This window comes from Vreelandella janggokensis, assembly GCF_031451615.1.
GTDB classification, from domain to species: domain Bacteria; phylum Pseudomonadota; class Gammaproteobacteria; order Pseudomonadales; family Halomonadaceae; genus Vreelandella; species Vreelandella janggokensis.
Genome location: NZ_JARWAJ010000001.1, coordinates 484,099 through 497,857, shown reverse-complemented (window position 1 = coordinate 497,857; position 13,759 = coordinate 484,099). Strand labels below are relative to the sequence as shown.

The 13,759-nt window shown below is 59.8% G+C and carries 11 protein-coding genes; 5 read left to right on the top strand and 6 right to left on the bottom strand.

Features of this window, described 5'->3' with window-relative positions:
* The first annotated feature begins 71 nt into the window (after positions 1-71).
* On the top strand, positions 72-1,013 hold the full coding sequence (locus QC816_RS02285) for a sodium-dependent bicarbonate transport family permease (RefSeq protein ID WP_066318798.1): 942 nt from the start codon (positions 72-74) through the stop codon (positions 1,011-1,013).
* Here QC816_RS02285 and QC816_RS02280 read toward each other — a convergent pair.
* Positions 986-4,174 (bottom strand): efflux RND transporter permease subunit, encoded by a 3,189-nt coding sequence (locus tag QC816_RS02280; RefSeq protein ID WP_309780775.1) that lies wholly within the window; start codon positions 4,172-4,174, stop codon positions 986-988. The genes QC816_RS02285 and QC816_RS02280 overlap by 28 nt on opposite strands.
* A gap of 6 nt (positions 4,175-4,180) precedes the next feature.
* Positions 4,181-5,365 carry an efflux RND transporter periplasmic adaptor subunit gene (locus QC816_RS02275; protein WP_309780773.1) on the bottom strand — a complete coding sequence of 395 codons (1,185 nt, stop codon included), beginning with the start codon at positions 5,363-5,365 and terminating at the stop codon, positions 4,181-4,183.
* A gap of 467 nt (positions 5,366-5,832) precedes the next feature.
* Here QC816_RS02275 and QC816_RS02270 point away from each other — a divergent pair, with 467 nt between their 5' ends.
* Positions 5,833-6,771 carry an AraC family transcriptional regulator gene (locus tag QC816_RS02270; RefSeq protein WP_422823727.1) on the top strand — a complete coding sequence of 313 codons (939 nt, stop codon included), beginning with the start codon at positions 5,833-5,835 and terminating at the stop codon, positions 6,769-6,771.
* A 71-nt stretch (positions 6,772-6,842) separates the two neighbouring features.
* On the opposite strand, the gene QC816_RS02265 is transcribed toward QC816_RS02270, so the two are convergent.
* A complete protein-coding gene (locus tag QC816_RS02265) occupies positions 6,843-7,265 on the bottom strand; it encodes an MAPEG family protein (RefSeq protein ID WP_309780769.1) in 423 nt (140 codons plus the stop codon).
* A 97-nt stretch (positions 7,266-7,362) separates the two neighbouring features.
* On the opposite strand from QC816_RS02265, the gene QC816_RS02260 reads away from it, so the two are divergent.
* The gene (locus QC816_RS02260) at positions 7,363-8,037 is read left to right on the top strand and encodes an FAD-binding oxidoreductase (protein WP_309780767.1); all 675 of its coding nucleotides are present in this window, start codon (positions 7,363-7,365) and stop codon (positions 8,035-8,037) included.
* Between the two features lie 66 nt (positions 8,038-8,103).
* On the opposite strand, the gene QC816_RS02255 is transcribed toward QC816_RS02260, so the two are convergent.
* Positions 8,104-8,916: a helix-turn-helix transcriptional regulator gene (locus QC816_RS02255; protein WP_309780765.1), complete on the bottom strand. Its 813-nt coding sequence runs from the start codon at positions 8,914-8,916 to the stop codon at positions 8,104-8,106.
* Between the two features lie 121 nt (positions 8,917-9,037).
* Between QC816_RS02255 and QC816_RS02250 the strand changes: the two genes are divergently transcribed.
* A complete protein-coding gene (locus QC816_RS02250; protein ID WP_309780763.1) occupies positions 9,038-10,255 on the top strand; it encodes an MFS transporter in 1,218 nt (405 codons plus the stop codon).
* A 138-nt stretch (positions 10,256-10,393) separates the two neighbouring features.
* Here the strand turns inward: QC816_RS02250 and QC816_RS02245 are convergent, their stop codons facing one another.
* Both QC816_RS02245 and QC816_RS02240 read right to left on the bottom strand, forming a co-directional pair.
* On the bottom strand, positions 10,394-11,425 hold the full coding sequence (locus tag QC816_RS02245) for an aldo/keto reductase (protein ID WP_309780761.1): 1,032 nt from the start codon (positions 11,423-11,425) through the stop codon (positions 10,394-10,396).
* Between the two features lie 5 nt (positions 11,426-11,430).
* Positions 11,431-12,645, bottom strand: coding sequence for an MFS transporter (locus tag QC816_RS02240; RefSeq protein WP_309780760.1), 1,215 nt, complete (start codon positions 12,643-12,645; stop codon positions 11,431-11,433).
* 109 nt (positions 12,646-12,754) lie between these two features.
* Between QC816_RS02240 and QC816_RS02235 the strand changes: the two genes are divergently transcribed.
* Positions 12,755-13,666: a LysR family transcriptional regulator gene (locus tag QC816_RS02235; protein ID WP_309780757.1), complete on the top strand. Its 912-nt coding sequence runs from the start codon at positions 12,755-12,757 to the stop codon at positions 13,664-13,666.
* Positions 13,667-13,759 lie beyond the last annotated feature (93 nt).

Below are 13,759 nucleotides of genomic sequence, written 5' to 3'. Positions count from 1 at the left end.
GAATCGCTAAAGTAGTTGCCCTGTTCATTCACCCCCAGCCCTTCAAGCCCAGTCCTTCAAGGAGAGTTGCCGTGCCGGATATTGTGGTCATGTTCTTTGTACTAGGTGTTGTCGCCGGTGTGGTGCGCTCCGATCTCAGCATTCCCAAAGCCGCTTATGACATCCTAAGTCTTCTGTTGATGCTGACCATAGGCCTCAAGGGCGGCATGGCGCTGCACGGGAGCCTGAATACGGCTCTATTAATCGAGCTTGCCGGGGTTACCCTGCTGGGCATTTTAATCCCGCTGATCATCTTCCCCGTTGTTCGCTACCTGGTGCGGCTCTCTTTGGCAGACAGCGCCAGCCTTGCTGCCCACTACGGTTCGGTTAGCGCCGGTACCTTCGCCGTTGCCCTGGCGTATACCGAAGCGCACAGCCTGATGACCGGCGGGCAGGTAACGCTTTATCTGGTGCTGCTTGAACTGCCGGCGATTATGCTCGGGATTTTGCTCTATCGTCGCTTTAGCCAAGCAGGTTCCGCCACTAGTATGTCGAGCCTGTGGCACGAGACGCTGACCAATCGCGGCGTCATCCTGCTGGTCGGCGGCGTTTTGATCGGCTGGCTATACGGGCCGAATGCCGGCGAATCGGTGACCAGCCTTTACACCAATGCTTTCCAGGGCATTCTGGCGCTGTTCCTGCTGGAAATGGGCCTGGTGGCAGCAGAGACGCTGCGCAGCCTGCGCTGGGGGCACAGCCGCCTGATAATCTTTGCCCTGGCAGCGCCCGTTGCGCTCTCCTGCCTGGGGTTGATGATGGCGTACTGGCTTGGGCTGCCCGCTGGCTCCGCGGTGATTCTGGCGAGCCTTACCGCCAGCGCCTCCTACATTGCCGCCCCTGTCGCCATTCGCGCCGCGATTCCAGACGCCAACATTGGCCTTGCCATGCTGGCGTCGTTAGGACTCACCTTCCCCTTCAATGTGCTGATGGGTATTCCGCTCTATCATCAGCTTTGGGGATGGCTGGCAGGCTGAGGCGTGCCCTCCAAGGTGGCGCTGTGATGGCTGACCAGCGGCCGAGAACCCGAAAGCTTGCGCAGCGCCACATAGAACACCGGGGTGAGGAATAGCCCGAACAGGGTCACCCCGATCATGCCCGCAAACACCGCCGTGCCCAGCGCTGACCGCACCTCGGCACCCGCGCCGGTGGCAATCACCAGCGGCAGCACGGCGGCGGTGAAGGTAATGGAGGTCATGATGATGGGGCGTAGCCGCAGTCGGCAGGCCTCCAGGGCGGCGTCCACGATACTTCTGCCCTGCAGCTCCAGCTCCCGGGCAAACTCCACGATCAGGATGGCGTTCTTGCACGCCAGGCCAATCAGCACCACCAGCCCCACCTGCACGAAAATATTGTTGTCACCATCGCCAAACCAGACGCCAATCAGCGCCGAGAGCATGCACATGGGCACAATCAGAATCACTGCCAAGGGCAACGTCCAGCTTTCATAGAGGGCCGCCAGCACCAGGAACACCAGCAGGATCGACAGCGGGAAGACCACCAGCGCCGCGTTCCCCTGGGTGGACTGCTGGTAGCTCAAGTCAGTCCATTCGAACGCCATACCCGGCGGCAGCACGTCCAATGCCAGCGCGTTGATGGCATCCATGGCCTGAGCAGAGGAAAGCACTCTTGGGTCCGCCTCCCCGGCCAGATCCGCCGCCGGGTAGCCGTTGTAGCGCAGCACCGGATCCGGGCCGAAGGTTTGGGTGATGTTGACCATGGTGCCGATTGGCACCATTTCTCCCTGATCATTGCGGGTGCGCAGGCGGGCGATATCTTCCACGCTGGCCCGGTAAGGCGCGTCCGCCTGGGCGATCACCTGCCAGGTACGGCCGAAGCGGTTGAAATCATTGACGTACGTCGAACCAAGGTAGGTCTGCAGGGTATCGAACAGCTCGGTTAGCGGTACCCCCTGAGCCTTGGCCTTGAGCCGGTCCACCTCAGCATCCAATTGCGGGACGTTGGACTGGTAGCTGCTGATCGGGAAGGTCATGCCCGGCGTCTGAGCAATGGCACCCTGGAACTGATTGACTGCCTGCTGCAACGCCCCGTAGCCAAGATTGCCGCGATCCTCGATAAACATCTGATAGCCCGAACCATTGCCGAGTCCCAGAATCGGGGGTGGCATAAAGGCAAACGCAAACCCTTCCTTCAGCCCGCCGATGCCCTGATTGATGCTGGCATTTATCTCCGCGGCCGTGAGACTGCGCTCACCAAAGGGGCTAAGGGTGAGAAATACGACCCCCGTATTCGAGGTATTGGTGAACTGCAGCGCGTTCAGGCCAGGAAAGGCGATGGCGTGCTCGACGCCTTCGGTCTCCATGGCGATATCCACGACCTCCTGGAGCATCTGGTCGGTTCGCTCCAGGGAGGCGCCTTCCGGCAGGATAACGCCGGCAATCAGGTAAAGCTTGTCCTGCACCGGGATAAACCCGGGCGGCACCACTTTGAACATTACCCCGGTACCCGCCAGCAGCAGGGCGTAGACCACGAACACCGCGCCCCGGCGTTTTAAAGAGCGCGCCACGCCGCCCTGGTACTTGTTGGCGCTGGCGTTAAAGAAGCGATTGAAGAGCCGGAAGAGCCAGCCGAACAACCCGTCAATGACACGGGTAAGGCGATCCTTGGGCGCGTCATGGGGCTTGAGCAGCATGGCCGCCAAAGCGGGCGAGAGGGTCAGCGAATTAATCGTGGAGATCACCGTAGAGATGGCAATCGTCACCGCAAACTGACGGTAAAACTGCCCGGTCACCCCGGAAAGGAACGCCATGGGGATAAACACCGCGCAAAGTACCAAGCCGATGGCGATGATCGGGCCAGAAACTTCTTTCATGGCCTGGTGCGCCGCGGCCTGGGGATTGAGCCCTTCGCCGATGTTCCGCTCGACGTTCTCCACCACCACGATGGCGTCGTCCACCACGATGCCAATGGCCAGCACCAGGCCGAACAGGGTCAGCGTGTTGATGGAGTAGCCCAGCAGATAGAGCGCCCCGAAGGTGCCGATCACCGATACCGGCACTGCCAACAACGGAATGATCGAGGCACGCCAGGTTTGCAGGAACAGGGTGACCACCAGCACCACCAGCAGCACGGCTTCCAGCAGGGTTTTCACCACGGCCTTGATCGAATCGCTGACGAAGATGGTGGTGTCATAAACCGCCTCATACTCAACGCCTTCTGGGAACTGTTCAGACAGTTCATCCATGGTGGCCACCACCTGCTCGCGGATCGCCAGCGCATTGGCCCCCGGCGCCTGGAAAATACCGATGGCCACCGCCTCATTGCCGTCCAACTGCGAGCGAAGGGTATAGTCCCCGGCGCCCATCTCCAGCCGGGCCACGTCCGAGAGCCTCAAGATATCGCCGCTGTCACCACGCTTGAGCACGATATCGCCAAACTCCTCCACCGTTTCCAGCCGCCCGCGGGCATTGATCAGGGTCAGGAAATCACTCTCTTCAATGGGCTCGGCACCCAACTGCCCGGCAGAGACCTGGACATTCTGCTCGCGCATGGCCGCCACCACATCGCTGGCGGTCAAGCCACGGGCGGCGACGCGATCAGGATCCAGCCAGGCGCGCATGGCGTAGTCACCGCCGCCAAATATCTGGGCATCGCCTACCCCTTCGAGCCGGGCAAGGCGATCCCTGACATGCAGCCGCACGTAGTTGCGCAAATAAAGAGTGTCGTATTCGCCCCCAGGCGAGGTGAGGTGAACAACCATCAGAAACGTAGGCGACTGCTTCTGGGTAGTCACGCCCTGGCGGCGCACCGCTTCCGGCAACCGCGCCTCGGCCTGGCTGACGCGGTTCTGCACCCGAACGGCAGCCTCTTCGGCATCGGTACCCGGGCGGAAGGTGACGGTCATCTGCAGGACGCCATCAGAGCCTGCGACGGACTTGAAGTACATCAAATCCTCAACGCCATTGATGGCTTCCTCCAGCGGCGTCGCCACCGTTTCGGCGATCTCCTTCGGGTTGGCTCCCGGATAGACGGTGCGCACCACCACCGAGGGCGGCACCACATCCGGGTACTCGCTGATCGGCAGGTTGGGGATGGAGATCAGCCCGATCGCCAGGATAATAATCGACAGCACCGCCGCAAAGATCGGTCGGTCGACGAAGAAACGGGAGAAATTCATGGCGGTCTACTCCTCCCTGGCCGCAAGAGCGGGCTGGTCACCGGAAACAGGGGCATCGGCAGCGACGCTTTGCGGGCTTACCTGCATGCCGGGGAAGAACACCTTTTGCACCCCGTTGACAATCACCCGGTCACCGGGGCTGAGCCCCTCGGTAATCACCATCTGTTCGCCCATCTGCCGACCGGTGGCTACCTGGCGCCGCTCTGCCCGGTTATCACCATCGACGACATACACGTAGCGCCGGTCCTGGTCGGTCAGGATCGCCTTGCGCTCCACCAGCAGCGCCTGCTCCAAACGGGCTATCGGCACCTCAACCCGGGCAAATTCTCCCGGCCGGATACGGCCGTCAGGGTTGGCCAGCAGCGCCCGGAACTGCAGGGTGCCTGTACTGGGATTCAAGCGATTGTCGATAAAGTCCAGCGTGCCTGTGTATTGACGCTGTGGGTCGCCACCCAACTCAATCGTCAGACTGCTTTCGCCATCGACCATCAGTGCCTGGCTGGCGAAGGCGGCCTGTTCGTCCGCTTCGAAGTAGACATGGACTGGGTCAATGCTGACGACAGTGGTCAACAGGCTTTGATCCGCATTGGCCAGATTGCCGCGTGTCACCATCGCGCGACCGGCGCGGCCGCTGATTGGCGCGGTGATACGGGTATAGGCCAGGTCAAGCTCGGCGGTCTCGAGCGCGGCTTCGGCGGCATTCACCATGGCGCGGGCATTGTTCAGGGCCGACTGGCGCTGATCATGTACTTCCTGGGAAATAGCCTGGCGCCCCAGCAGCACACGGGCCCGCTCGGCCTCACTGGCGGCCTGGGCGCTCTGGCTCCTGGCTTGGGCAAGCTCAGCCTGGGCGGCGCCGACTCGCGCCTGATAGGGGCGAGGGTCGATCTGGAACAGCAAGTCACCCTGCTCCACCAGTTCCCCCTCCTCGAACGCCACTTCCTCGATATAGCCGCTGACCCTGGGCCTTAGCTCAACCGTTTCCGCCGCTTCTACTCGCCCGGTGAAAGACTCGCTCAACACGACCGGCTGAGCAACGATATCCACCACCTCGACTTCTGGCGGCGGTGGTGGCGCGGCCGCTGCCTCCTCACTCTTGGCTTCACATCCGGTCAGCAAAACAATTAACAGCAAAAACGGGAGGATCCCCCGGCCACTCGTTGAGCGAGCTCTTTGATTCAAACTTCCCATGATGACTTGCTCCAATGGCTATCGGAAGCCGATAGCCGCGTTGGTGATCTATTTCGTAGCGCGTTAGCGGTCAGCTTTCCAGTCGCTTGAATAGCGCCAGAATCGACAGTGATGTTGTTGTCATAAGCAGAGCTGGCGGATTGGCAGGATCGAGCTGAATGCGAAACACCTACCAGAGGATGCCTACCATAGGGTGAGCGGGGACGAAGAGGGTATCGGGTTCCTGCGAGAAGATTGCCTGATTCTGTCGCGAGACGTGCAAGGCATCATCTGGCGGGGTATTTTGATAAGCCTGCTACTAGGGTTTTGAGGATAATGACCGTTGTGTGACACACAGCATGGGTTGTCGTTTTCTGCGCAGTGCTTGCCTGATCCTGCAAAAGCAAATGAAAAAGCCCTCGTCCCATGAAACGAAGGCATATACTGCAAGCTGTTAGGGAGGAGAGCCATTGACCGATACCTTGCCCATGCAAGCTAGCCATTCTACGGACACGCTGCATCAGCTGAGCAGAATCGCCCGGCGCTGGACGCCCCTGGAAGAGCTTCAGGATACGGCGATTGCCGAGGTGCAGCTGGTACGCGCTGACTCACCCACCACCTTCCATTGTGCCGTCTACGACCCGTGCCTGTGCTTTGTCATCCAGGGCAGCAAGACGGTGCTGCTGGGTGACAAAGAGATTGTCTACACCGGGCCCAGCTACATGGGCAGCGCCGTTCACCTGCCAGTGGTCGGCAGGATTGACCATGCGACCCCGGAAACCCCCTTTCTGGCGGTGAAGGTCTCGGTGAATCCTCAGGAGGTCGCAGGACTGATACTGGAACTGGGCGACACCGCGCCGCTCGCGGGGAATGATACGATCTGCCCCGAGATGGACTGCGGATTAAAATCGGCCCCCATGGATGCACGTATGCAGGGCGCGCTCTATCGATTGCTGAGCCTGCTCGACTCCCCGGAAGACATCAAGGTGCTTTCACCGCTGGCCCGCCGGGAGCTGATCTACCGGGCACTCATGGGTGCCATGGGGCCGCACATGCGCCGATTTGCCGCCTCTGATTCCCAGGCAAACCGAATTGCACGGGTCATCTACGCCCTTAAGGAACGCTATACGCAGCCGCTCAAGATTCGTGAGCTGGCAGCGGCCGCCAACATGAGCGAATCGACGCTTTATCACAGCTTCCGCCAGGTCACACGCATGTCGCCCCTGCAGTACCAGAAGAAGCTGCGCCTCCACGAAGCCCGACGACTCATGCTGGCCGAAGGACTGGAAGCAGCCACTGCCAGCTACCGGGTTGGCTATGAAAGCCCCTCCCAGTTCAGCCGCGAATATAGCCGCATGTTCGGCGCGCCGCCACGGGCTGACGTCAGCTACTTGCGAGGGGCCAGAGCAGCGCCCGAGCCTGCCTGAGGCATATTGCCTAACCCATATCGGTTACAACAGCGCGCTGGAAAAGCGTGCGTGCTCAATCCTGGGTCGTGTTAATGAAGTGCCGACATAATCAGGCCACACATCACAAACATGCACCCCACGCCGACGAAATACGCCACCGTTCGCCAGGGCTGGAGCCCCGCCAGCAGGCAAAAGGTGTGCACGTAACGGGCGCCGGTAAACGTCAAAAAAAGCCAGGCCGCCAAGCCTGGCGCAGCACCCACCCACACATAGGCAACCCCAAGCGCCAGAAAGATGGGGATATTTTCGACGTCGTTTGACCAGGCACGAGCGGCCCTTTGCACCTGGGGCAATTCCTCTTTCGCAGCGTCTCTGCCTACAAAGGCGGCATCTTCGGTGGTCTTGAACGTCATCTTGGTGATGCGATGAAACCCTTGATACACGGCAATCGCGAACATCTTCAAAAAAAGCAGCACTGACACAACCGCGTACCAATACACTGCGTTATCCATGGTGTCTCCTTGCGTTTAATGCCCGGCTTTGCAACCCGACGCTCCCACGGCCAACATGACGTATTGCAACCTAACGATGAGAGGCATAAGGCGAAGTATGGACCATACACTCGAAATCCAGGAAATCCGCAATCTCACTCATGATGTCAAACAGATACGGCTTGCCAAGCCTGAGGGATACACCTTTACGCCTGGCCAGGCAACCGAGGTCGCCGTCAATCGTGAAGGGTGGACCGACGAGAAACGGCCGTTCACGTTCTCTTCGCTGGTGTCTGATCCGTGGCTGGAATTCGTCATCAAGATCTATCCGGACCACGAGGGCGTCACCCAGCAGATCGGCCAGCTCAAGGAGGGGGACTCGCTGATCGTTGGCGAGCCCTGGGGCACCATCGAATACAAGGACGAAGGTGTGTTCCTGGCAGGCGGTGCGGGCGTAACGCCGTTTATCGCCATTCTGCGCGACCTGCATCGCAAGGGCGAGATCGGCAACAACCAGCTGATCTTCTCCAACAAGGCAGAACGCGACATCATTCTCAAGGAAGAATTCGCGACGATGCTGGGAGCCCAGTTCATCAACGTCATCACCGACGAAAAGCCGTCCGGCGACCATATCTTCACCGATGGCGTCATCGACAAGGCCTTCCTGACATCGCATATCAAGGACATGAGCCAGGCCTTCTACGTGTGCGGCCCTGACCCGTTCAACGAGAGCATCATGGCAGCCTTGAAAGAGCTGGGCGCCAACCCGGACGCGCTGATCTTTGAAAAGTGAGATATTGCGCAACGCACTCTGACATGAGTACCACGTTGCCAAGGGTCGCCTGGGGTTCTCGGGCGACTACCGAGCGAGAGCCTCACCGAGCCGCTTCTGAGTTGAGGCATCTCCCATGAAAACCGTCATTATCCTGCTGGGATCTTCCGTCGGTTGAAAGAAGCGAACGGTAAACCGTAACTCCCCCAGCTTAGGATCAATGAAACGCTTGGATGCCGGCGACAGGTCCCCCACACGCTGGCGCGGCCACCAAGCGGCAAATGCCTCGCTCGATAGCGTCAGCTCATTCACGAGCTGCCGAAAACGCGGATCCCGCGCCTGCTGACGCCCATAGAAGGTACGGAATGTCGCCAAGCACTGCTTAGCATGCGACTCCCAGTCCACCAGACGCTCTCGAAACCCTTCGTCACGAAAAATCATGCGCATGACGTTTCCACCGGCCTCGTTCCCATGCAACTCGGGTAGCGCCAATTCAGCCGCCGCATTCATTGCCTCGATCTCCCAAGGGCCTGACACACAGTGAGCCGGGTTAGGTAATAACGCCTCTAGTACATCAACCTGCGACGCTCTTTCATCGCTTGGCATTACCGTCTCCATGGGCCGCTGCACACCAGCAAGTGAGAAAAGATGCCCGGTCTCAGCCTCGGAGAGCTGCAGCGCCAAGCTCAGGCATTCCAGAACGCGACGAGACACACCGACATTCCGGCCTTGCTCCAGGCGTGTATACCAGTCGGGACTAATATTGGCGAGCTCTGCCACCTCTTCGCGCCGCAACCCCGCTACGCGGCGACGCGGGCTGACCGGAAACCCCATGGCGTCGGCATCAAGACGTGCACGACACGCCTTCATGAAGTCGCCTAACTCCTTATGATCGATCATGTCCCCTCCATGCATAAAGGTGGCAGTCCTAATCCCAGGATAACGCGTCACTGGCTGCCCCCTTCACCGGCAGCATAGAGTCGTTCAGGCATCAAAACGATATAGCCATGGGAGACTCGATATGACGATATCACCAGCAACGCCCGCCCCAGATTCACTACGCAGTTACGGTGTCACTATACTGCTGATGGTGGCAGCCATTCTGGTGGTCGGACAACTGTATGCCTACCTTCCACTCACCAACCTGATCGCCGAACGACTAGGCATCACAGCCAGCGAGGCGGGATTGGCCACGACACTGTTCGCACTTTGTCAGGCCATCGGGTTTCTGGTCTTCGGTTATCTCAACCATTATTGGAGAAGCCGCACCCTCTTTGCCGCGGGTATCGCGGGCTTGGCAGCGGCCAGCCTGTTAACCGCCCTTGCGCTAGCATTGGGTCTCGGCTGGGGATTCATGGCAGGTCGCGCTTTGCAAGGCATGACGGCGGCTGCCTTCCCGCCATTCGCTATCACGATGCTCATCGAGGCAACCAGTGAACGTCACCGGCCAACGGCTATCGGCCTACTTAGCGCGGCCCTATTGATGTCAGCACCGCTCGGTCAGCTCATGGCCAGCATCACGGCAGACACCTGGTCGGTTCCAGCCGTTTTTCTCGGCGTCAGCGTCCTATTGGTTCCGATCGCACTTTGTCTATGGCAGCTACCTTTCGGCACAACCAAAGCACCTCAGTCGGCGCCGGGGAGTTCAAGCATCAAGCGCTTGCTACACTGGCGAACCCTTGGGCGTTTTTATGTGGCCGTTTTCGTACTGCTGATGGGTGTGGTCTTCTACTATGCCGTGATCTCATCGGGCGAGTCAGTGACGAACCTTCAATGGTTCCGGCTGCTAGGTTCCCCCGCCGTGTTGATGACGCTGGTATCCGGCGCTCTGCTATCCCGTGTGGCAACTAACTTCGTGCAGGCCGCGGGCCTGATCCTGGCAGCCAGCGGTGCCCTATTATCCGGATTCGTCGCACAAGGCAGCGGTTTGTATATAGGCCACTGGCTGACCCTCGGGGGTATCGCACTTGCCACGCCCGCCTTTCTGCACTTTCTCGGCGAACAACCTATGGCCTATAGGCAGCGAGCCATCACGCTCTACACTTTTATCCTCTTCTGTGGTGCCAGCCTCGGTGCTCCTCTCGCTCAGGCCAGCATCACTTGGGGAAAAGGTATTGCCCTGCCATGTATGGCGGGCATCTATATTATCTCAGCGCTGCTGTTGGCATCTTACCGGCACTGGCCAGCCAACTTCGAGCCCAACAAAAGCATCGATAATCAGGTTGAGCACCCCTCGTAGTCTTCAAGCGATCATCGGCCTTGTATGACGCACAGTTGTGCCCTCGCAGCGTTACAGGGCGTAGATGCTGTACCTGGAAAGCGTCGCTGGAATCCCTCGGCCGTACGGACCCTTCCTGGCTTTTTCAGTTTATTCCCGTCATACCAATGGTGGATTACGCTCGGTAAACTGGCCGTTCCAATAGGGATAATAGGGGTACGGCGGTGTCACCGCGCTCGCCACGTCTAACCGTGCGACCTGAGACTCATCAAGGCGCCAGCCAACCGCACCGAGATTCTGGCGTAACTGGGTTTCATCCCGGGCACCAACCAAAACCGATGACACCGTCGGGCGGCGCAGCAACCAGTTAATCGCTACCTGGGGCACGCTCTTGCCGACTTCGTCAGCGATCTCGAATAGCACGTCCACTACCCGGTACAGTCTTTCATTCGGCACAGGTGGCGCGAACCCTTCGGTCTCGTGAAGACGGCTCCCGGCGGGCAGTGGTTGGCCGCGACGAATCTTACCGGTCAGGCGGCCCCAGCCCAGCGGGCTCCACACCAGAGCACCCAGGCCTTGATCCTGCCCCAACGGCATCAGCTCCCACTCGTAATCCCTGCCCACCAGGGAGTAATACGTCTGGTTCGCCACGAAGCGCGCATAGCCATAACGCTCGGCAACGCTCTGGGACTTCATCAACTGCCAACCAGAGAAGTTGGATGCCCCTAAGTAGCGAACCTTACCAGCCCGCACCAGATCATCCAGTGCGGACATCACCTCCTCCACCGGGGTCATGGCATCGAAGTGATGCAGTTGCAGCACATCGATATAATCGGTTCCCAGCCTTTTTAGTGCGCGCTCGGTGGCGCGGATCAAGTGGTGTCGAGAGCTGCCCACGTCATTGGCGTCCTCCCCGCTGCGTAGTGACAGCTTCGTGGACACGATCACCCGGTCACGACGGCCTTTGATCGCCGCACCAAGAATCGCCTCCGATGCACCATCGGAATAAACATCTGCGGAGTCGAACAGATTGACCCCAGCATCCAGACATATATCGATCAGCCGCTTCGCTTGCTCAACATCGGTATTGCCCCAGGCACTGAACAGCGGCCCCTTGCCACCAAAGGTGCCAGCCCCGAAACCCAATGCAGGCACCTTGAAACCAGATCGCCCTAGATAACGATATTCCATCACACTCACTCCTGTTCGCAGGAAATTGCCGGGGCGGGCCGAAGGGACTCGCCATGCTCACGTTTGATGGCCCAAACGGCCATCGTCAGTCCGGTAAGAGCCACCAGTGCGGCGGCGCCAGGCACGGCGGTAAAGCTGCCGCTGCGCTCGATCACCACACCGCCCAAGCCCGCACCAATGGCATTGCCCAGATTGAACGCACCGATATTGAAGCTGGACGCCAGGCTGGCCGCGCCTTCCGCCCGGTTAAGTACCCACAGTTGCAAGGGCGCCACCGTGGCGAAACCGGCCATGCCCAGCAGTCCGACGAAGACCACCGTTGTCCACTGATAGCCGAGCGCAAACGGAAACAGCCCCAGCACCGCCGCCAGCACTGCCAATGTGATTATCAGGGCCGGAGCCAGCCCCCGATCCGCGAGACGCCCGCCGAGCAGGTTGCCGACGATCATGCCGACACCGAATACCAGCAGAATCAGCGACACCGCCTCCTGGGAAAAACCGGCGATGCCCGTCAGCATCGGCTGGATGTAGGTAAACACGGTGAACACCCCGGCGATGCCAAGCGCTGTCATCAACAGCCCCAATAACACCGTGGGTCGACCGATCGACGCCAGACTCTTTTGCCAACCCAATGTCTCACCGTCACCGCTGTCACGAGGCACCATGAGGGCGATCACCAGGGTCGCCAGTACGCCCACACCGGTAATTGCCCAGAAGGTGGTGCGCCAGCCGTATTCGTGCCCCAGCCAAGCGCCAGCGGGCACGCCCAGCAGCGTCGCCACGGTCAAGCCGGTGAACATCGTGGCGATGGCACTGGCCCGTTTGTCCGGCGCTACCAGGCCAGTGGCGACCACCGAACCGACGCCGAAAAAAGTGCCGTGTGCTAGAGAAGTCGCCACCCGGGCAACCATCAGCATCGAGTAGTTCGGAGCCAGCGCGCAGGCCAGGTTGCCGAGGGTGAAAATAATCATCAACGCCACCAGCACCCTCTTGCGAGGCCAGCGGGCACTGGCAATGGTGAGCAACGGCGCACCCACGAACACACCCAAGGCATAGCCGGAGATCAGCAGGCCCGCTTGGCGGATGCTCACATCCAGATCGGCGGCCACTTGCTCCAGCACCCCCATGATCACGAACTCGGTGGTGCCGATGCCGAAGGCACCAATGGTCAAAGCGTAGAGCGCCCAGGGGATCGGGCGCGAAGAGGTTGAAGTCATCATCAAAACGTCCATCAGGGAATGATGAGGTGAATGCTAGACCTGCATCACCCTCCTTTATACCTTTAGAATCTTTAATGACTTTCAAGATTTTATTGATAATGAGACCATCATGGATCGTCTAAGCGATATCGCTCTCTTTCTGCGCGTGGTGGATCTGGGTACGATCAGCGCGGCCGCCCGCAGCCTTGACCTCTCGGTGGCCGTGGCCAGCCAACGTCTGCAGCGGTTGGAAAAGGGCCTCAATGTACGACTGCTGCACCGCACAACCCGACGCCTTCACCCCACCCCCGAGGGGCTGGCGCTGGCGGAACAGGGCCGCGATCTAGTGGAGGGGCTGGAAGCACTCACCCAGGATCTACGCAGCGGCGCCGACAACGTCACCGGCACCCTGCGCGTCACCCTACCCCACTCCTTCGGGCGTCAGTACATTTCGCCGCTGTTGCCCGAGTTCCTTAACCGTTATCCCCGGCTGGATCTGTGTGTCGGCCTGACTGACCAAGTAGTGGATCTGGTGGGCGAGGGCTACGATATGGGCATTCGCATCGGCATTCTGGAAGATTCCAGCCTGGTGGCCCGACGCCTGGCCGACGACGAGCGGGTACTGTGCGCCTCTCCCGGCTACTTGGCCCGCCACGGCACCCCACAACGCCCCGGCGACCTGGCCAATCACCAATGCCTAGTACTTTCCAGTAATCGGCGTCGGCAGGACATCTGGCATCTCACCGACAAACAAGGGCAAAGCGAGGCGGTACAGGTAGGCGGCCGCATACGCAGCAATCAGGGTGAAATGCTCACCGAGGCGGTACTCGGCGGCCTGGGCATCGCACAGCACTCGGTGTGGCATATCCACCAATACCTGCGCAGCGGTCAATTGAGCGTGGTATTGCCGGATTACCGGTTAACGGAAACCGGCATCTACGCGGTGATGCCCCAGCGTCAGTTGGTGCCACCTCGAGTACGGGCGTTTGCGGCGTTTCTGGAAGAGCAGCTCGCTGAACATCCTGTCTGGGCTGATGACTGAGGATGGGCCACCTCTGCAGCAACCATGATGATAGATGGCCACCTTTGTTGATTCGGCTAAACCTTGCTAGCTTTTACTAGGTCTTTGTTTAAT

Coding starts and splice junctions, on each gene's coding strand:
- QC816_RS02280 (WP_309780775.1), bottom strand. CDS start 4,174: ATGAATTTCTCCCGTTTCTTCGTCGACCGACCGATCTTTGCGGCGGTG.
- QC816_RS02275 (WP_309780773.1), bottom strand. CDS start 5,365: ATGGGAAGTTTGAATCAAAGAGCTCGCTCAACGAGTGGCCGGGGGATC.
- QC816_RS02270 (WP_422823727.1), top strand. CDS start 5,833: ATGCAAGCTAGCCATTCTACGGACACGCTGCATCAGCTGAGCAGAATC.
- QC816_RS02265 (WP_309780769.1), bottom strand. CDS start 7,265: ATGGATAACGCAGTGTATTGGTACGCGGTTGTGTCAGTGCTGCTTTTT.
- QC816_RS02260 (WP_309780767.1), top strand. CDS start 7,363: ATGGACCATACACTCGAAATCCAGGAAATCCGCAATCTCACTCATGAT.
- QC816_RS02255 (WP_309780765.1), bottom strand. CDS start 8,916: ATGATCGATCATAAGGAGTTAGGCGACTTCATGAAGGCGTGTCGTGCA.
- QC816_RS02250 (WP_309780763.1), top strand. CDS start 9,038: ATGACGATATCACCAGCAACGCCCGCCCCAGATTCACTACGCAGTTAC.
- QC816_RS02245 (WP_309780761.1), bottom strand. CDS start 11,425: ATGGAATATCGTTATCTAGGGCGATCTGGTTTCAAGGTGCCTGCATTG.
- QC816_RS02240 (WP_309780760.1), bottom strand. CDS start 12,645: ATGATGACTTCAACCTCTTCGCGCCCGATCCCCTGGGCGCTCTACGCT.
- QC816_RS02235 (WP_309780757.1), top strand. CDS start 12,755: ATGGATCGTCTAAGCGATATCGCTCTCTTTCTGCGCGTGGTGGATCTG.